Annotated in this window: 18 protein-coding genes; 7 read left to right on the forward strand and 11 right to left on the reverse strand. The window is 40.6% G+C overall.

The features are described from left to right. Window positions 1-37 precede the first annotated feature (37 nt). Window positions 38-889 (forward strand): RNA polymerase sigma factor RpoH, encoded by an 852-nt coding sequence (gene rpoH / locus RDV63_RS05310; protein WP_313908468.1) that lies wholly within the window; start codon window positions 38-40, stop codon window positions 887-889. 72 nt (window positions 890-961) lie between these two features. On the opposite strand, the gene RDV63_RS05315 is transcribed toward rpoH, so the two are convergent. The 3 genes from RDV63_RS05315 to gpmM form a co-directional block, all read right to left on the reverse strand. Next, window positions 962-1,735 carry a divergent polysaccharide deacetylase family protein gene (locus RDV63_RS05315; protein ID WP_313908469.1) on the reverse strand — a complete coding sequence of 258 codons (774 nt, stop codon included), beginning with the start codon at window positions 1,733-1,735 and terminating at the stop codon, window positions 962-964. An 88-nt stretch (window positions 1,736-1,823) separates the two neighbouring features. Next, a complete protein-coding gene (locus RDV63_RS05320; protein WP_313908470.1) occupies window positions 1,824-2,960 on the reverse strand; it encodes a murein hydrolase activator EnvC family protein in 1,137 nt (378 codons plus the stop codon). After that, window positions 2,961-4,505, reverse strand: coding sequence for a 2,3-bisphosphoglycerate-independent phosphoglycerate mutase (gene gpmM / locus RDV63_RS05325; RefSeq protein ID WP_313908471.1), 1,545 nt, complete (start codon window positions 4,503-4,505; stop codon window positions 2,961-2,963). Window positions 4,506-4,670: 165 nt separating this feature from the next. Between gpmM and RDV63_RS05330 the strand changes: the two genes are divergently transcribed. Genes RDV63_RS05330 through gpsA form a run of 4 tightly spaced genes read left to right on the forward strand, consistent with a single transcriptional unit; the run spans window position 4,671 to window position 6,893 of the window. After that, window positions 4,671-5,105 (forward strand): rhodanese-like domain-containing protein, encoded by a 435-nt coding sequence (locus tag RDV63_RS05330; RefSeq protein WP_313908472.1) that lies wholly within the window; start codon window positions 4,671-4,673, stop codon window positions 5,103-5,105. A gap of 2 nt (window positions 5,106-5,107) precedes the next feature. After that, window positions 5,108-5,365 carry a glutaredoxin 3 gene (gene grxC / locus RDV63_RS05335; RefSeq protein ID WP_313908473.1) on the forward strand — a complete coding sequence of 86 codons (258 nt, stop codon included), beginning with the start codon at window positions 5,108-5,110 and terminating at the stop codon, window positions 5,363-5,365. Window positions 5,366-5,389: 24 nt separating this feature from the next. Next, window positions 5,390-5,881 (forward strand): protein-export chaperone SecB, encoded by a 492-nt coding sequence (gene secB, locus RDV63_RS05340; protein WP_313908474.1) that lies wholly within the window; start codon window positions 5,390-5,392, stop codon window positions 5,879-5,881. Between the two features lie 4 nt (window positions 5,882-5,885). Continuing rightward, entirely contained in the window at window positions 5,886-6,893 is a 1,008-nt protein-coding gene (gene gpsA / locus RDV63_RS05345) for an NAD(P)H-dependent glycerol-3-phosphate dehydrogenase (protein ID WP_313908475.1), read from the forward strand. A gap of 36 nt (window positions 6,894-6,929) precedes the next feature. Here the strand turns inward: gpsA and trmL are convergent, their stop codons facing one another. Genes trmL through RDV63_RS05365 form a run of 4 tightly spaced genes read right to left on the reverse strand, consistent with a single transcriptional unit; the run spans window position 6,930 to window position 10,555 of the window. After that, on the reverse strand, window positions 6,930-7,397 hold the full coding sequence (gene trmL / locus RDV63_RS05350) for a tRNA (uridine(34)/cytosine(34)/5-carboxymethylaminomethyluridine(34)-2'-O)-methyltransferase TrmL (protein ID WP_313908476.1): 468 nt from the start codon (window positions 7,395-7,397) through the stop codon (window positions 6,930-6,932). A 17-nt stretch (window positions 7,398-7,414) separates the two neighbouring features. Next, complete coding sequence (locus tag RDV63_RS05355; RefSeq protein WP_313908477.1) at window positions 7,415-8,431, reverse strand: alpha/beta fold hydrolase; 1,017 nt, start codon at window positions 8,429-8,431, stop codon at window positions 7,415-7,417. A 28-nt stretch (window positions 8,432-8,459) separates the two neighbouring features. Next, complete coding sequence (locus RDV63_RS05360; protein WP_313908478.1) at window positions 8,460-9,815, reverse strand: ATP-binding protein; 1,356 nt, start codon at window positions 9,813-9,815, stop codon at window positions 8,460-8,462. A 50-nt stretch (window positions 9,816-9,865) separates the two neighbouring features. Beyond that, entirely contained in the window at window positions 9,866-10,555 is a 690-nt protein-coding gene (locus tag RDV63_RS05365; protein WP_313908479.1) for a response regulator transcription factor, read from the reverse strand. Between the two features lie 156 nt (window positions 10,556-10,711). Here RDV63_RS05365 and RDV63_RS05370 point away from each other — a divergent pair, with 156 nt between their 5' ends. Then, window positions 10,712-11,188 (forward strand): Spy/CpxP family protein refolding chaperone, encoded by a 477-nt coding sequence (locus RDV63_RS05370; RefSeq protein ID WP_313908480.1) that lies wholly within the window; start codon window positions 10,712-10,714, stop codon window positions 11,186-11,188. A 4-nt stretch (window positions 11,189-11,192) separates the two neighbouring features. Here RDV63_RS05370 and glnG read toward each other — a convergent pair whose 3' ends face one another. From glnG to glnA, 4 genes are all read right to left on the reverse strand, one after another. After that, entirely contained in the window at window positions 11,193-12,608 is a 1,416-nt protein-coding gene (glnG, locus tag RDV63_RS05375) for a nitrogen regulation protein NR(I) (RefSeq protein ID WP_313908481.1), read from the reverse strand. 3 nt (window positions 12,609-12,611) lie between these two features. Next, window positions 12,612-13,673 (reverse strand): nitrogen regulation protein NR(II), encoded by a 1,062-nt coding sequence (gene glnL, locus RDV63_RS05380; RefSeq protein ID WP_313908482.1) that lies wholly within the window; start codon window positions 13,671-13,673, stop codon window positions 12,612-12,614. Between the two features lie 95 nt (window positions 13,674-13,768). After that, window positions 13,769-14,290 carry a DUF4124 domain-containing protein gene (locus RDV63_RS05385; protein WP_313908483.1) on the reverse strand — a complete coding sequence of 174 codons (522 nt, stop codon included), beginning with the start codon at window positions 14,288-14,290 and terminating at the stop codon, window positions 13,769-13,771. Window positions 14,291-14,413: 123 nt separating this feature from the next. Continuing rightward, entirely contained in the window at window positions 14,414-15,823 is a 1,410-nt protein-coding gene (glnA, locus tag RDV63_RS05390; protein WP_313908484.1) for a glutamate--ammonia ligase, read from the reverse strand. A gap of 638 nt (window positions 15,824-16,461) precedes the next feature. Between glnA and RDV63_RS05395 the strand changes: the two genes are divergently transcribed. Next, window positions 16,462-17,721: an integrase family protein gene (locus tag RDV63_RS05395; RefSeq protein WP_313908485.1), complete on the forward strand. Its 1,260-nt coding sequence runs from the start codon at window positions 16,462-16,464 to the stop codon at window positions 17,719-17,721. Window positions 17,722-17,750 lie beyond the last annotated feature (29 nt).

Consider the following 17,750-nt stretch of genomic DNA (forward strand, 5'->3'; position numbering starts at 1 on the left):
TAATATAGGCTCAATTAGATTGAATAAGGACACCTTAATGAACGATACAGCTAAAATGATCCCATTTCCGGTAGCCGCTAGTAGTAGTTTAGAGGCTTATACCCATGCTGTGAGTTCAATTGCGATGCTAACGGTAGAGGAAGAGCGCGAGCTTGCTAAACGTTTATTTGAAACAGGTGATTTAGAAGCTGCTCGTAAATTAATTATTTCTCACTTACGTTTTGTAGTCCATATAGCACGTAGTTACTCAGGTTATGGTTTACCGGTAAATGATTTAATTCAAGAAGGTAACATAGGCCTGATGAAGGCAGTTAAGCGTTTTGATCCCGCCGTTGGTGTAAGACTCGTTTCTTTTGCTGTGCATTGGATTAAAGCAGAAATTCATGAATATGTATTAAAAAACTGGCGCATTGTAAAAGTGGCTACCACTAAAGCACAACGTAAATTGTTTTTTAACTTACGTCGCTCAAAAAAGCATTTAGGTTGGTTTAGTCAAGATGAAGTAAAGAATGTAGCCGAAAGTCTTGGCGTTGCAGAGCATGAAGTGCGCGAAATGGAATCGCGGATGAGTAATTACGATATGCCATTTGACGCCTCTGATGATGACGAGGAGTCAGCATTCACTGCGCCGGTATATTTCTTAAAAGACAAAAACTCAGACATAGCGTTGCAGGTTGAAGAAGAGCAAATAGACACTGCTGCAGTAGATCAGTTACAAGCCGCTATGCGCACTTTAGATGAACGTAGCCAAGATATAGTGCGCGCTCGTTGGTTAGATAATAACAAGCTAACATTACAAGAGTTGGCTGATCGTTATTCGGTATCAGCTGAGCGGATCCGCCAGTTAGAGAAGAATGCAATGAAAAAGCTGCAAGCGGCTATGATCTAGTTTGCCCTAAGCTAAATATAAAAAAAGCAGCTAAATTTAGCTGCTTTTTTTATGGCTGATAATCAGCATTCATTAATGTGGTGCGGATATAGCTGGAGCGGTATATCCAGCGGCTATAACGCTATGTTCTTGGGGTAATAGCTGTGAAATACCTACTAATTGAATGCCTTGTTGTTTAAGCAAAGGTAGATTTTTTTGTAAAAACTTATAAGTTTCCGGATAAGGGTGAGCAATAGCAATGGCATTATTGTGGGTTTTAGCAATGCGCAATAATTGATTAAATTGTTTCGCTATGGCGGCTTCTGTTTGCTCATTATCTAAAAAAACATGGCGGCTTAAACTTGTTACGCCATAAGCATTGGCATACTTATTAGCAGTACTTTTAGCTGTGGTTAGACTATCAACAAAAAATAAATGTCGACGTTGTAAGTACTCCATAGTCCATGCCATATGCTGCTCTAATTCAGTGTACAAGCTGCCCATATGATTATTAACACCTATGGCATAAGGTATATCTGCTAAGGCTGCTTGAAGGCTTTGCTGCACTTGTTGTTTATCCATGTGTTGAGACAAAGTACCTGCTTCTTCAGAAGCATTGAGGTAGCTAGCTTGCATGGGCATATGCAGCATGACGTCTTTTTGCTTAGAAAAAGCATAACGCGCGGAACTTTGGCCATAGGGCGTATAAGGCAAAACAGAAAAAGTTAGGGCATAAGGTAAATCGATCAGCTTAAAATCAGATTTGTGATAGCCAATATCGTCAATTATAATGGCAATAGTCGGTTTAGCTGTTGCATGAATAGTAAAACTCAGCAGCAGTACTGAAATAAAAAGGAAGCATCGCACGTTATTATTATTCTCATTAAGCGCTGTTAGCTATTGTTTATTAGTTTTATAAATTATAAATAAAAGCGAATGTTAATAAAGCTTTTTATTAATTTTGTTTGCTTAACCAACTGATTGGATTAACTGCTTCACCTTTATTGCGGATCTCAAAATAAAGTCCAGCTGTGGCTTGGCCGCCACTCATACCTGCAGCTGCTATGGTTTCACCTGCCGTAATACGGCTACCAGGTGTTTTTAATAGAGATTGATTATGGCCATATAAACTCATAAAGCCAGCGCCATGATCAAGTACAATAACCCAACCATAGCCTTTTAACCAATCGGCATAAATAACTTGGCCATCGGCAATAGCTTTGATAGCCGCGCCTTCGGTGGTTTGAATTAAAATACCTCTAGATGACATACCGCCTTGCCGGCGTTCACCAAAATGTTGGCTGATGCTGCCATTAATTGGCCAGTTTAGTTTACCTTTTTGCTTGGTTAACCCGACTAGCTCTTTGGCTTGATCGGCTAACTTGGCTAATTGCTCAAGGGTAGCTTGTAAACTAGCTTCGTTTTGGCGTAAATAGTCTAGCTGTTTGCCTTGCTCTTGTAAGGCATTTTGTAGCTTAGTAACAGCTTGTTGCTGTTTGAGTTTGGCTAGGTTTAATTGCTGTTGTTGTTGTTTTAGTTGGCTTAAATTTGCGGCAAGTTGCTGGGCTTGTTCTACTAATTCGGCGTCTATTTGTTCTAATTGATGTAAAGTGGCATTAATGCTAGCGAGTTGCTTTAGGCGAGCTTGATTAAAATATTGATAATACGTAAGTATACGCTCAAGCTTACCAGCATCTTGTTGGTTAAGTAACATCTGGCTGTAATCATGCTGGCCCAGCTGGTGAGCGCTTTTTACTTGGGCGGCTAATAATTCTTTTTGCTTTAATAATAGTTGCTGAGTTTGTTGTTGCTCTTGTTGCAGCTGTTGTTGCCGGTTAACAATTGCATCATGCTGCTGTTGGGTTTGGTTTAATTTAATCGAGGCTTGAGCAAGTTCACGATCTGATTGTTGCAACTTTTTTTCAACTTGTGCTAGCTGCTTTTGTTGCTGTTTAACTTGCTGCTCGGTAAGTTTAATTTGCTGCTGTAACTGGGCAAGCTCTTGTTGCTGTTGTGCCGAAGCGGCAAAACAACAAAACAACAGCAACCATAAAGATTGCTGTAGCCAAGTTAAAAAGCCAAATTTAGCCATTTAGTCTACTTGCATTAATATTTTGCCAGTCATTTCTGGCGGTATTGGTAATTGCATCAAATGTAACATGGTTGGCGCAATATCACTTAAGACGCCACCTTGAATTGCTTTTGCAGGCCTACCAACATAAATAAGCGGAACGGGACCATTAGTATGGGCGGTATGAGCTTGGCCAGACTCGACATCACGCATTAATTCGGCGTTACCATGATCTGCAGTAATTAAACATTCGCCACCTACTTGTTGTAGCGCCTCGACCACACGACCAATGCAAGAGTCAACTGCTTCAACCGCTTTAATAGCAGCAGATAACACACCGGTATGGCCTACCATATCACCATTAGGGTAGTTACAAATAATGGTATCAAATTCACCACTATGAATAGCGGCAACTAATTTATCTGTGAGTTCGGTAGAACTCATTTCTGGCTGCAAATCATAAGTAGCAACTTTGGGGGATTCAACTAAAATGCGTTGCTCGCCCTCGAATACAGTTTCACGGCCACCGCTAAAAAAGAAAGTAACATGGGCATACTTTTCAGTTTCAGAAATTCTTAGTTGGGTTTTATTTTGCTTAGCCAGCCATTCGCCAAGAACATTATTTAAAGCAACCGGTGGGTAGGCACAAGGCGCTGCTATATCTTTGGCATATTCAGTTAACATAACAAATTGGCTTAACTTAGGCCGTTTCTGGCGGTTAAAGCCGTTAAAATTAGCATCAACAAAAGCCCGGCTAAATTGGCGAGCACGGTCGGCACGGAAATTCATAAAGATTAAAGCATCGCCATCTTCTACCTTTATGCTATCGCCTGAGCTGGTTGGGATCCGAGTGGCTTGAACAAACTCATCATTTTCATCACGCAAATAAGCTTGCTCTAGGCCTTGGCTAGCCGTAGCAGCGCTATAGTCTGCTTCTGCTAAAGTTAGTAAGTTATAGGCTTTTTCTATCCTATCCCAGCGGTTATCTCTATCCATTGCATAGTAACGGCCAATAATAGAAGCGATTTGGCCACAGCCAGTCTCTGTAAAATATTGTTGTATTGTTGCTAAAGAAGCTTTTGCACTGCGAGGCGGGGTATCGCGGCCATCTAAAAAGGCATGCAGATAGATTTTAGTTGCACCTTGCTGCTGGGCTAACTTTATCATGGCGAGAATATGGTCTTCATGGCTATGAACACCACCTGGGGAAACTAAGCCCATTAGATGTACAGCTTTATTTTGTGAGACAGCTGCTTGTACTGCTGAAGTCAGCTGCGGGTTGCTATAAAAATCACCATCAGCTATAGCTTTAGTAATACGGGTAAAGTCTTGATAAACAACGCGGCCTGAACCTAAATTAACATGACCAACTTCTGAGTTACCCATTTGGCCATCAGGTAAGCCAACATCCAATCCTGAACCTGAAATCAAGCTATGGGGATATTTTTGCCAAAGTTTATCCATAACCGGGGTATAAGCCTGAGCAATTGCATTATTGGTACTGTCTTCACGGTAACCCCAGCCATCAAGGATCAGGAGTACTAAAGGTTTTTTTTTGCCGGTCATTAAAACTCCGCTTGCATATAGTCAGTAATAAATTAGCTAATATCTTACCGAATTCTGCATAATTCGCTAGTCTTGTTCTAGTTTGCCTTGGCTAAATTGCTGCTTTATATTTGCAAACTGGGTATACTTAGCCCTGTTTATTATTAGTGAAAGCAGAAATAGGTTATGCAGCAGTATATAGAGTTTTTTAGTAATCACCCTATGTTAAGTTTAGCTTGGCTGGTTATCGCCGGCTTGTTAATCTTTGGTTGGGCTAAGCAACGTTTTAGCTCGGTAGCACAAGTTACGCCTACTGAGTTGACTTTACAGGTGAATCGTCATGATGCTGTGGTGCTAGACATCCGCGCTGAAGCAGACTATGCCAAAGGCCATATTACAGATGCTAAGCATTTAACGGCTGCAGATATTGCAGCACAAAAGTTAGCAGGCCTTGAAAAGAAAAAAGATGTGCCCATTATTGTAGTATGTCAAGCTGGTATGAGTGCACAAAAAGTAGCGGCTAACTTAGCTAAACAAGGTTTTAGTAAAGTGTCGGTATTACAAGGTGGTATGTCTAGCTGGACCAGTGCAAATTTACCTATAGTTAAAGCGAAGAAATAATTATGGCAAAAGTAGTTATGTATTCTAAAGCCTATTGCCCTTATTGCATGCAAGCTGCAATGTTATTGCAAAATAAAGGTGTAGCTTATGAAGAAATACGCATAGATCTGCAGCCTGAAAAGCGCGCAGAAATGATAGAAAAAGCCAATGGACGTACTACAGTGCCACAGATTTTCATTAATGATTTTCATGTCGGCGGCTGTGATGATTTAGTCGCGCTTGATGCTGCAGGCGACTTGGCTCCCTTATTAACAAACTAAATATTTAAAACATTAGGAATTATTATGACAGATCAACAAGTAAATGGTGCAGTAGAAGAACAAGCACAGGGCTTACAATTTGCAATTCAGCGTATCTTTGTTAAAGATGTTTCATTTGAAGCGCCAAACGCACCTGCGATCTTTCGTAAAGAATGGAAGCCAGAAGTTAAACTAGATTTAGATACTCGCAGTGAGAAGCTAGAAGAAAATACTTATCAAGTTATTTTATCTTTAACAGTTACAACAACCCTAGGTGAAGAAACAGCATTTTTATGTGAAGTGCAACAAGCAGGTATTTTTAGTATTGGTGACATTGAAGAAGCACAGTTAGCACATATGTTAGCTTCATACTGTCCAAATTTGCTGTTCCCTTATGCCCGCGAAGCGGTATCTAATTTAGTTAACCGTGGTACTTTTCCACAGTTAAACTTAGCGCCAGTAAACTTTGATGCCTTGTATGCCCAGTTCTTACAGCAACGTCAAGCTGAAGCTGAAGGCGTAGCTGTAGACGCATAATAATATGCAAGCATCTGCAATTGCAGTTTTAGGCGCGGGATCTTATGGTACCGCGCTCGCTATTTGTCTTGCCAGAAACGGTAATGTTATCAGTTTATGGGGCCGTAACTCTGCCGATATGCAACAGATGGCAGAGCAACGCTGTAATCAGCGTTATTTGCCTGATATTACACTGCCAGCATCGTTGCAACTTAGCTCAGACTTAGCTGAAACTGTGGCAACTAGCCAAAATATCTTAATTGTAGTACCCAGCCATGCGTTTGCTGAAACCTTAATGCAGTTGAAGCCATTTTTACAGCCTAAAGCCCGAGTAGCTTGGGCCACTAAAGGTTTAGAGCCAGAAACGGGCCGCTTGTTGCAAGATGTTGCTCGTGATATTTTAGGTGATGAGGTGCCTTTAGCCGTATTTTCTGGGCCTACTTTTGCTAAAGAAATGGCAGCGGGCATGCCAACTGCTATTACATTATCTTCAACTAATGCTGAATTTATTGAAGAGTTATCATCATTACTACATTGTGCAAAAAGCTTTAGGGTTTATACCAATCCTGATTTTATTGGCGTGCAACTAGGTGGTGCGGTAAAAAATGTGATTGCCATTGGTGCCGGTATAGCTGATGGTATTGGTTTTGGCGCTAATGCACGAACTGCACTTATCACTCGTGGCTTAACTGAAATGTGTCGCTTAGGTTGTGCTATGGGCGCCCAAAAAGATACTTTTATGGGTATGGCCGGTTTAGGGGATTTAGTGCTCACTTGCACGGATAACCAATCCAGAAATCGTCGCTTTGGCTTGTTGTTAGGCCAAGGAAAAACGGTAGAACAAGCTATGACAACAATAGGTCAAGTAGTTGAAGGCTATCGTAATGCTAAAGAAGTGTTTAATTTAGCTCAGCGCTATCAAGTAGAAATGCCTATCACCGAGCAAATATTTCAGGTTTTATATCAAGGCAAAGATGCTAAAACTGCTGCGCTTGATTTATTAGGTAGAGAAAAGCGCGACGAGTTAACTTAAGCTAACCGAAACCGTTTTAGGATATGCAGTGCTAAGTTAATTTTTTGCTCCAGCATAGTCTAACTGCCGCCAGGCCTCATACACAAATATAGAAACAGCATTAGCTAAATTCATAGAACGACTATTAGCAAGCATAGGGATTTTTAGCCAGTGCTGTTGCGGTAGTTGTTCTAGAATTGTCATAGGTAAACCACGACTTTCAGGGCCAAATATCAAAGCATCACCTGCTTGGTATTGGGCATTGCTATGTAGTTTATGGCCCTTAGTTGTGCAAGCAAATAGGCGAGGAGGCCTAACCTGCAACATAAACTGCTCAAAATTAGCATGGCGTAATACATCGGCAAATTCATGATAATCTAAACCTGCACGTTTAATCCGTTTATCATCCCAAGCAAAGCCTAACGGTTCAATTAAATGCAGCTTAAAGCCGCTGTTAGCACAGAGCCGAATAATATTTCCGGTATTGGGCGGGATCTCAGGTTCAAATAAAACAATATGTAACATCCAAAGCTCCTGTAAGTTTACTTAAGTGGCAGTTGCTGTAAAAAATCATTAATGGCATTGAAAGCTTGCTGACGGATCTGATCGCTTTCCATAAAAACCTCATGCCGTGCCTGTTTGATGAGCACTTTATTGCGATATAAGCTCGGCGGTAAGGCTTGATACCAGTTAAGCTGTGCTTGATTGTCAACCACCTTATCATTGGCAGCCTGCAGTAAGAGTACTGGTGTTTGCCAATAAACGGCTTGTTGCTGAATACGTCGCATAGCATAGATAGCCTGCTCTAACCAACGCGTAGTTACACCACCAAGTTGGCTGTCTGGTTGCTGCTGATAGCGTTGCTGTAGCCATTGATAACGCTCTAGGTTGCTAGTTAAAAGATTGCCCTTAAAAGGTTTATTGCTGTAATCGCCTTGGCCTGGGGCATACCACGGCGTTGGGCTAAGCCAGCGGTTGAGTTTTGCCAATTGTAAAGCAACAGTTTGGGCAAGAATATTGGGTACTATACTAGTATAAATACCAAACATAGGTGCCGCTAAAATAGCAGCATTAAAAGGAGATTCAGTTTGCCGGCGCAGATAATCAGCCAGAATAGCACAGCCCATTGAGTGGCCAAGTGCTATGTGAAACTGGTGCTGGCAAGGCAAAACAATTTGTTGCATAAATTGTGAAAAATCTTGCTGATACAAAGAAAAATTAGCAATATCACCTTTAAAACGGTTGCTTAAGGCTCGCTCAGATAGACCTTGGCCGCGATGGTCGAGTATAAAGACACTATAACCTGCTTGGGCTAACTCATAGCTTAACTCGGCATATTTAAGAGACATTTCCATTCTGCCAGCGCTGATGACTATGGCGCAGTTAGCCGTTACGGCTTTATGGTATTGATAATATAGCTTGCTACCATCGGCGCTGATTAGCTCACCACTTACCATAGTTTGCCAAAATGGCTGAATTAATTGCTGCCATTGTGTAGAAAGTTGCTCAGCCAGACTTATAGCTTTAATAGCTGGAAAAGAAAAAATATCTTGGTTCAAACTAACGCTCATTAACCTTTTAATAGCGTTAGTTTACTGGGATCTGTATTGTGATACAAAGCCCAGAGTCAGTTATTTTAGATGCAGATACGCGGCCAGTATGTTGACGGACAATTTTAGCTACTATGGCTAAACCTAAACCTGTGCCGCCGGTATTACTGTTGCGGCTATCTGAGATTCGATAAAAGGGTTCAAATATTTCGGTCAATAGGTGGCTTTCTATGCCAGGTCCTTGATCCATTATTTGTATCTGAATTGTGCTAGCTAACAGCGTTAGCTGACAACGAATGGTGCTAGCAATAGGGCTATACTTAATTGCATTACGTAATACATTCTCTATTGCTCGGCCTAACATTTGACTGTCAGCATTAACTTCAATATTGGCTTCTGCTTCTAATACTATAGTTTGTTGTTTGGCATCGGCTTCTACTTGGTTTACGGTGATTATTTCTGCCATTAACTCTGTTAAATCAAAAGGATGTTTTTGTAACTGATATTGACCAGCATCAAGTTTACTGTAGGTCAGCAGCTCATCTAGCATAGTGTCTAAGCGGTCAAGCTCTTGTTTTAATCTGGGTATTTGCTGTAAATCTTGCTGGCGCTCAGTTAAGCCCAAGGCTAATTGGGCTCTAGCTAAGGGCGAGCGCAGTTCGTGAGAAATATCGCGCAACAACCGCTGCTGATTGGTTAATAAGGCACTGATGCGTTCTGCCATGGTATTAAAGCTATGGCCTAATTGGCCAAGTTCATCCTTGCGTTTAATTAAATGATTAACTCGGACATCTAGCTTTCCTGTTGCAAACTCTAAGTTCCGCTGTAGTAATTCACGCAGAGGCCGTGAAATAGAAATGGCTAAAATAAAACTAGCTGCGGCAGAAATAAATAACATAAATAATAAAACTATATGTTGCGGTGCATCATTGATATGCCACCAAGGCCGCTTTGGTCGCTGACGTTTTTGATATAAAGCTAAAGACTCATTACCGAGTTGGAGTAAAAATGGACCAGCCACAGTTATATTGCGATGTTTTAACCAGCCTGGACGGGATAATTGCGATAATTCAGTTAGCCAGTTTTGATCAAAGTCATCGGGTAGGGGCGAGTCAGAGCTGATTTCATTGGTAGCCGTATTTACCACTAGCCAACGATTAGGTTGCTGTTGTTGTAATTCTTGTATTAGTGCTTGGCTAGAGCCTATTTGCTGGTAACGATCAACTTGATGTTGCAGTTGATTGGCAATGTTGTGCGATAATCGCCGGATCTCTGTTGGCTCAGTTAAGCTGCGAGATAGCATGACAGCGCTGATAACTGCACTAAGCAGTACCAACCAAAACCAAATAAAAATTCGGCCAGCAAGATAATGAAAAGGGTTTAGTGATTTCAATACAGCACTCTCTTTATAAAGGCTTTAATAAAGCAGGAATATGCTTGGTATTATTCAGCCTGTACTAATAGGTAACCGGCACCGCGTATAGTTTTAATTTTTTCATCAGAACTAAATTGGCTTATTTTTTTACGAATATTACTAATATGCATATCTAAACTGCGATCATACATTTGTAAGCGTTTTCCTAGCACTTTTTTGCTAAGTTCATCTTTGCTATGCAGAATACCAGGTTGCTGCATTAATATTTCTAATAATTGAAACTCAGTTACTGTTAAATTTAATAGCTGGTCGTGGCAGTGTGCTTGCCGATTTTGCGGATTAAGCACTATACCATTAACCGTTAGGGTGTGATTAGCGTTAGCAGGTGTTTGCATTAGCTCAACACGGCGTAATATGGCTTTAATCCGTGCGACTAGTTCACGCGGATTAAAAGGTTTGGCTAAGTAATCATCTGCGCCAAGCTCTAAACCTACTATACGATCGACATCATCACCACGAGCCGTTAGCATTAATACAGGGCAGTAGCTATCATTGCGTAATGCTCTTAATACGCTTAAACCGTCCATACCGGGTAACATAACGTCTAATAAAATTAATTGATATTGGCCGGTTTTGGCTTCAGCTAAACCGCTAGGACCAGTATGCTCGGCATGAAAACTTAAACCATCAAGCGCTAGATACTCTGCAACTAACTGACATAGCTCAATATCATCATCAATCATTAATATGGCTGACATAGCACCTCCTTTTGTCTTAGTTTACGCAATATAGGTGGCAATGGGTTATCTTTACAGGATCTTTACTTGTTGTTTGCGTTGCTTTGCATCTTATATCTTATGCTGTGAGGGTTGATGAAACAATATTAGTTCTCATAACGCAACGGAGTAATGAAAATGAAACTATCTTCCTTAATTGCTGCAACCTTAGCAGTAGCAAGTATCGGTATGGCCACTAGTGTTGTTGCCCACCAAGAACCAAGTGCTCAACCGCAGATGTATATGCAGCATCCTACTAGAATGCATGTACAGCAATCTAAATTTAGTCGTATGCTTAAATCATTAGATTTAACGTCAACTCAACAACAACAGATTAAAGAATTAATGCAGCAGTATAAAGCAGAACGTAATAATAAAAATGTTAACCAGCAGCAATATGGGGCTAATAAAGAGGCTATGCAGCAATTAATGCAGGCCGAATACTTTGACCAAGCGCTAGCTGAACAGCTAATCCAGCAACGGCAGACGCTGCAACTACAACGCCAAGTACAAAGGTTAAAGTTGCAACATGAGGTGCTTCAGCTTCTAACGCCAGAACAACGGTTACAGTTAAGCCAAACAGCAGCGCATAAAAGGCAGTCAAAGCGCAAATAAAGACTTACTTTAAGCCTAGCTGAGTTAATTTACGAGTTAACGTATTGCGGCCCCAACCAAGGCGTTTAGCGGCGCCTTGTTTATGGCCTTGGCTAAAGTTTAAAGCTTGTTGCACTAAAATCTTTTCTATCATTAGCTGAGTGTCAAGGGCAATGCTATTGGTATCCTGTGCCAGTTGTTCATTCACCCAAGCGGTAAATAATGCTTGCCAATTATCCTTAGTATTAGGCTGTGAATGGTCAACTATGGGATTGTCCTTACTGCTGAGTAGTTCGCTAGGTAAGTCTGCTTTATTAATATTTTTACCGCTAGCCATGACTGTTAACCAACGGCAGGTATTTTCTAATTGCCTTACATTACCTGGCCAATCAAGTTGGCTAAGTATTTGTTCAACTTCAGGGCTAAGCTTTTTCTTTTCTACCTTTAGTTCTAGTGCAGCTTGGTGTAAAAAATGTTGTGCTAACTGTGGGATATCTTGTTTGCGCTCTTTTAGCGGCGGTAGTTGGATGCGAATGACATTTAAACGATGAAATAAATCTTCTCGAAAGCTGCCAGAATTTACCAGCTGCTCTAAGTATTGATGCGTTGCCGCTATAATGCGGACGTCGACATTAATAGCCTGATGACCACCAACACGATAAAATTGGCCTTCCGCTAATACTCTAAGTAAACGTGTTTGCACATCTAGCGGCATATCGCCAATTTCATCTAAGAACAAACTGCCGCCGTCAGCTTGTTCAAAGCGGCCTTTGCGTAGGTTTGCTGCCCCAGTAAAGGCGCCTTTTTCATGGCCAAATAATTCAGACTCTATCAATTCCGTAGGTATTGCTGCCATATTTAAGGCAATAAATGGCATAGCATGACGTGGACTGTGTTTATGTAAGGCTCTGGCTACTAGCTCTTTGCCGGTGCCTGACTGGCCATTAATTAAGACGCTGATGCTGGAGCGAGATAAGCGGCCTATAGCACGAAACACATCTTGCATGGCGGGTGCGGCACCAATAATTTCTGAAGCTAAGGTATTACTAACAATCTCATCATGGCTATGATTGGCTGTAGCATGTTCTAAAGCACGGTTGATTAATGCTACTGCCTCGTTAATGTCAAAAGGTTTAGGCAGATACTCAAAAGCGCCACGACTAAAGGCATTTACCGCGCTATCGAGATCTGAATGCGCTGTCATAATAATAACCGGTAAATTGGGTAGTTGCTGCTGTAATTTATTCAGTAACTGCATGCCATTGCAACCGGGCATACGAATATCGGAGATGACGACGCTAGGTTGCTGATAGGCTAAACGTTGTAACATTAAATCTGCTGAAGCAAAGCTTTCGGTTGCAATATTGGCTCTAGCAAGGGCTTTTTCTAATACCCAACGAATTGAGTTATCGTCGTCAACAATCCAAACACTTGGTGCCATGGTTTAATCCTCGCTATTTACAATAGGTAAATACAGGCTAAATTCAGTATGGCCAGGCCAGCTGTCACAATCGATCCAGCCACCGTGTTGATGCAGCAGAGTTTGCGCAATGGATAGCCCTAAGCCATTGCCTTGAGGCTGAGTACTGACCATAGGATAAAATAAAGTATCTTTTATTTCTTCGGCGATACCTGGGCCGTTATCTATCACTTTTATCACTGCAACTAGCTTATATCTTTTGCCTTGCAAGGTATGTTGAAACAGTACGCGAGTTTGTAAGATGATCCTGCCATTGTTAACCAATATTTGTTGAGCATTACGGATAATATTCAATAAAGCTTGTTGTAATAAGTCAGTATCAAAGGGGAAATCAGGAATACTGGGATCATAGTCTAATGTAAATTGAATTTGATGAGGATTATCCATTAAGGCTAATTGCCGTACTTGCTCAATCATTTGGTGTAGATTATTTTGTACTAACTTGGGTGGACGGTAAGGCCCTAATAGCCGGTCGACTAAGTTGGTTAACCTATCTACTTGGGCAATAATAAGTTGGGTATATTCAGTTTGTTCAGCATCAAGTGATAATTCAAGCAATTGTGCTGCACCACGTAAACCGCCTAGTGGGTTTTTAACTTCATGGGCTAAATTGCGAATTAAATCACGTGCGGCTAAATGTTGGTGCTGTTGTAAGCTTTCTAAGCTAATTTTGCGTTGTTGATCAATTTGCCGAATTTCTAGCAATAAATGCTGTGCTGGGCTATCACAGTAAGTCACTATAATATCGAGCAGTAAATACCTACTATCTAAACTTATAGCTTTAACATCAGGAATGTTTAGGTTTTGTTGCTCAGTTACAGCCTTATATAAACGTTGAATATTAATATCATTGTATTGAAATAACTGGCAAAAAGGTTGATTAAGTAGGCGTTTCTCACCTAAGCCTAATAAAGCACTGCTGGCGGTATTAAAATAACAAACGGTTAATTGACTATCTAGCAATAATACTGCTGTAGTCAGTTGCTTGCTAATAAGAGCATCTATTTGGGTTGAGAGTGTGTGCACTGCCATTCCTTTTGCACCACTTTGGTGCGTCAAGTTGGCAGTGTAATGCAGCTAATAATAAATTGCACTAATAAGTGTATTGTAGGCTCACAAAATTAATTAGCTTTAACTTGGGAAGCACGATGCAAATAAAAGGTAGTGATAGGGCTAGTTGCAATTAATTTACCACTTTGGTCTAACAACTCTAGCTGTAACTTATGCTCGCCCCGTTCAATATCACGTAAAATAAAGACGGTATTATTTTGTGGTTCAGATTGCGATTGACCATCAACTAATAACCTTACTCGTAAGCCCCGCTTAAACATAGGGCTTATCTGGCCAGACACATAGACTGAACCGGTATTATCCCGCACTGTTCCTTGATCTTCAGGTTGAATAATACTAACTTCGTATTGTTCTGTTTTAGGTTCTTTAGTGTTAGGAAAATTAGGATCTGTCGCCGGCACTATATTAGGGCGAGAAGTTAAAGTGACTTCTTCGGCACCTAGTTGAGGGCTATCTGAAAACACTAGATTACCTTTAGCATCACGTGTTACAAAAATCTTTTTATCTTGCTGCTGCGCAGAGATAGGCAAAGCTATTACTACCAACATCAAGAGTAAGAATACTTTTTTCATTATCAGCCCAATCCCTTTATTGCTTTATAATCTTTAAGATATATTACTCTATCTTGAATTGTTAATTAATTCTACTAAAAAAAAAGCCCACTAATAAAGTGGGCTTAATCAAAAGTTTTGAATTTAAACGCTATAATATAGTTCAAACTCTAATGGGTGTACGGCAACGGCAACTCTAAGGGCTTCTGCACGTTTAATCTCAATGTAAGCATCAATCATGTTATCAGTCATAACACCACCTTTAGTAAAGATAGCGCGGCTCTTATCAAGCTCGTTTAAAGCTTCTTCTAGGGTTTTAGCAACTTGAGGGATATTAGCGGCTTCTTCTGCTGGAAGGTCATATAAGTCTTTATCCATAGCATCACCTGGATGGATCTTATTTTGAATGCCATCTAAACCTGCCATTAATTGGGCAGTAAAGGCTAAATATGGGTTAGCTGTTGGATCTGGGAATCGACATTCAATGCGACGCGCTTTAGCGCTTGGCACTAGCGGAATACGGATTGATGCAGAGCGATTACGGGCCGAATAAGCCAGCATAACAGGCGCTTCATAGTGAGGGACTAAACGCTTGTATGAATTGGTTGACGGATTAGTGAAAGCATTTAATGCTTTAGCATGCTTAATAATGCCGCCAATATAATATAAAGCTAATTCTGATAAACCAGCATATTTATCACCAGCAAATAAATTGACACCATCTTTTACTAAAGATTGATGACAGTGCATACCAGAGCCATTATCACCCACTAAAGGTTTTGGCATAAAGGTAACGGTTTTACCGTATAAATGAGCCACGTTTTGCACAACATATTTTAATTGCTGAGTTTCATCGGCTTTTTTAGTTAAGCTATTAAATTTAGTGGCAATTTCATTCTGACCAGCTGTTGCCACTTCATGGTGATGCGCTTCAACTGTTTGGCCCATTTCTTCTAGTACCATACACATAGCACTACGAATATCATGGCTAGAGTCCACTGGAGGTAGGGGGAAGTAACCACCTTTTACAGTTGGCCTGTGGCCTTTATTACCACCTTCATAACTAGTGCCTGAGTTCCATGCCGCTTCTGTTGAATTTATTTTAAAAAACGAACTGGCCATAGTGGTTTCAAAGCGAATATCGTCAAACATGAAAAACTCTGGCTCAGGGCCAAATAAAATTGTGTCAGCAATACCTGTAGAACGAAGGTAGGCTTCAGCACGTTTAGCGATTGAGCGTGGGTCGCGGTCATAACCTTGCATAGTACTTGGTTCGATAACATCACAAGTAATATTAAGCGTGGTTTCTTCAAAGAAGGGGTCTAAAACGGCAGTGCTTGGATCTGGCATTAAAATCATATCTGAGTCATTAATGCCTTTCCAACCAGACATAGAAGAACCATCAAACATTTTACCGTCTTCAAAGAAGTCTTCATTTATTTGATTAACTGGTAAGGTAATGTGCTGCTCTTTACCTTTAGTATCAGTGAAACGTAAATCAACAAATTTCACTTCATTTTCTTCGATTAAACTCATTACAGTTGATGCAGACATGCATTCCTCCAGTTATTCTGTTTTAAAACGACTATCACGACAGCCAATTTATTTATAACATTCGCTAGCCTTAATTAATATAAGCTAATTATATGCCAATATATTAAGCTTATGTATTTAAACAAAAATAAATTAATAATAGTCGTCAATATTTTTGTTTTGCACTATAATGGTGCAAGTTGGCGTTGTATTGGTGCAACCAAGATTGGGACTTAATCTACAGCTAAAAAATAAAAAATAAAAAAAATAGATAAATTTTAAGATGCTGTTTTTCTTTCTGAGTAAAAACAGAGTAGAATATGCGCCCTTAACGTAAAGTTAATTATTGCCTAGTGGTCATTATGGTCAACTAGTGCCACAGAGGAAATCTTTTCATGAGTGTTACCGCAACAAACTTAGACAAACTGCGCAATATTGCCATTATTGCCCACGTCAATCATTGCCTATAAGACATAGCACGACAAAGTACGACATTTCCCATCACAACACCCCATTAAACCCTTGCAAAACACCATTTTATAGCTTTCAATTACGACACGACCGGACAAAGTACGACAAATAGCGACATTCGCAATGCGTACATAGCAACGTACATAATAATAATAAAAATGCCGGTGTGTACATAATTGGAGAAAGTTATGGCTTTATCAGATAGTTGGCTTAAAGCTGCCTATGGAAAAGAAGGTGGCAAAGCTACAGAGAAATCAGACCGTGATGGGTTAAGCGTTCGCGTTAGCGCTAAAGGTAAAATTACGTTTCAATTTAGGTTTAGGTATGCCGGCAAACCCCAGCGCTGTGATATTGGGACTTACCCACTTATTACGCTAAAAGATGCTAGGGCAGAGTGCTTGAAGTATCGAGCAGCGCTTGAGCAAGGCGAGGATCCTAGAATAGTAAAAGCTTTACTGTTGGCAGAGAAAGAGCAAGCGACAACGGTTGCTGATTTATTTATTCAGTGGTTTGATTCTGATGTTAAAGGTAAAAAGGTATCTGCAAGCGAGTCTTGGCGCAGTATTGAATTACATATTTTGCCTGAGATTGGTAAGTTGCCAGCCGACCAATTAACTTTGCATCATTGGCTGCCGATTATTGAACGCATGACAAAGAAAACTCCCGCTATGGCCGTAAGAGTGCTTACTCAATGCAAGTTAATGTTGCGTTGGGCAGTGCGGCGTAAGCTGGTTATGCACAATCCGCTAGCTGATATAACTGCTAAACGTGATCTGCATGTAGCTAAGAAGCAAGGAGAACGAACGCTAACCGATCAGGAAATAGCATGGCTGTTTGAATACTTTGATAGTGACGCAAGAATGGAACCCAAGAACATGCTTTTTATGAAGCTATGCTTATTTTATGGCTGCAGGAACGGCGAACTAAGGCGTGCTAAAAAATCAGACTTTGATTTTATAAATAGTGTGTGGACCATACCACCAGAGAATAGAAAAACAGGCAAGAAAAGCGGTAGGCCAATGAAGCGGCCCATACCGGACGAATTTAAAGCTGACATTGAAATGCTAATGTGTTTATCAGCGGGGGAATATCTGGTGCCTTTGCGTGATAAAGATAGCCCTATGACGACAAGCGCATCATTAAGTTTGCCGTATCGGGTTATGGCGTGGCTGAAAAAGAATAAAGGTATTAGCATGGATCACTGGTCGCTGCATGATTTAAGGCGAACAGCACGCACTAACTTTGGACCTATAACAATGCCTAACATTCACGTTGCCGAGATTATGTTAGATCATACGATACCTGGCATGTGGCACGTTTACGACAAAGAGTATTACTTGCCAGAGCAAATGCTTGCTTATAAGGCATGGCACAGAAAGTTAATGCAAATAACGGGGCAAGTAGAGGTAAACAACATTGTTGAAATGAAGCGGATTTCAAGCGAATAAATGGCAGTTAACTAGTTAGCTGACAATAA

It is taken from the genome of Rheinheimera sp. MMS21-TC3 (assembly GCF_032229285.1).
Lineage (GTDB): Bacteria > Pseudomonadota > Gammaproteobacteria > Enterobacterales > Alteromonadaceae > Alishewanella.

Excerpts from the sequence above, each read along its gene's own strand:
- gpsA (WP_313908475.1), top strand. The coding sequence starts at position 5,886 with ATGCAAGCATCTGCAATTGCAGTTTTAGGCGCGGGATCTTATGGTACC.
- RDV63_RS05385 (WP_313908483.1), bottom strand. The coding sequence starts at position 14,290 with ATGAAAAAAGTATTCTTACTCTTGATGTTGGTAGTAATAGCTTTGCCT.
- RDV63_RS05370 (WP_313908480.1), top strand. The coding sequence starts at position 10,712 with ATGAAACTATCTTCCTTAATTGCTGCAACCTTAGCAGTAGCAAGTATC.
- glnA (WP_313908484.1), bottom strand. The coding sequence starts at position 15,823 with ATGTCTGCATCAACTGTAATGAGTTTAATCGAAGAAAATGAAGTGAAA.
- glnG (WP_313908481.1), bottom strand. The coding sequence starts at position 12,608 with ATGGCACCAAGTGTTTGGATTGTTGACGACGATAACTCAATTCGTTGG.
- RDV63_RS05395 (WP_313908485.1), top strand. The coding sequence starts at position 16,462 with ATGGCTTTATCAGATAGTTGGCTTAAAGCTGCCTATGGAAAAGAAGGT.
- RDV63_RS05320 (WP_313908470.1), bottom strand. The coding sequence starts at position 2,960 with ATGGCTAAATTTGGCTTTTTAACTTGGCTACAGCAATCTTTATGGTTG.
- rpoH (WP_313908468.1), top strand. The coding sequence starts at position 38 with ATGAACGATACAGCTAAAATGATCCCATTTCCGGTAGCCGCTAGTAGT.
- secB (WP_313908474.1), top strand. The coding sequence starts at position 5,390 with ATGACAGATCAACAAGTAAATGGTGCAGTAGAAGAACAAGCACAGGGC.
- RDV63_RS05330 (WP_313908472.1), top strand. The coding sequence starts at position 4,671 with ATGCAGCAGTATATAGAGTTTTTTAGTAATCACCCTATGTTAAGTTTA.
- grxC (WP_313908473.1), top strand. The coding sequence starts at position 5,108 with ATGGCAAAAGTAGTTATGTATTCTAAAGCCTATTGCCCTTATTGCATG.
- gpmM (WP_313908471.1), bottom strand. The coding sequence starts at position 4,505 with ATGACCGGCAAAAAAAAACCTTTAGTACTCCTGATCCTTGATGGCTGG.
- RDV63_RS05365 (WP_313908479.1), bottom strand. The coding sequence starts at position 10,555 with ATGTCAGCCATATTAATGATTGATGATGATATTGAGCTATGTCAGTTA.
- trmL (WP_313908476.1), bottom strand. The coding sequence starts at position 7,397 with ATGTTACATATTGTTTTATTTGAACCTGAGATCCCGCCCAATACCGGA.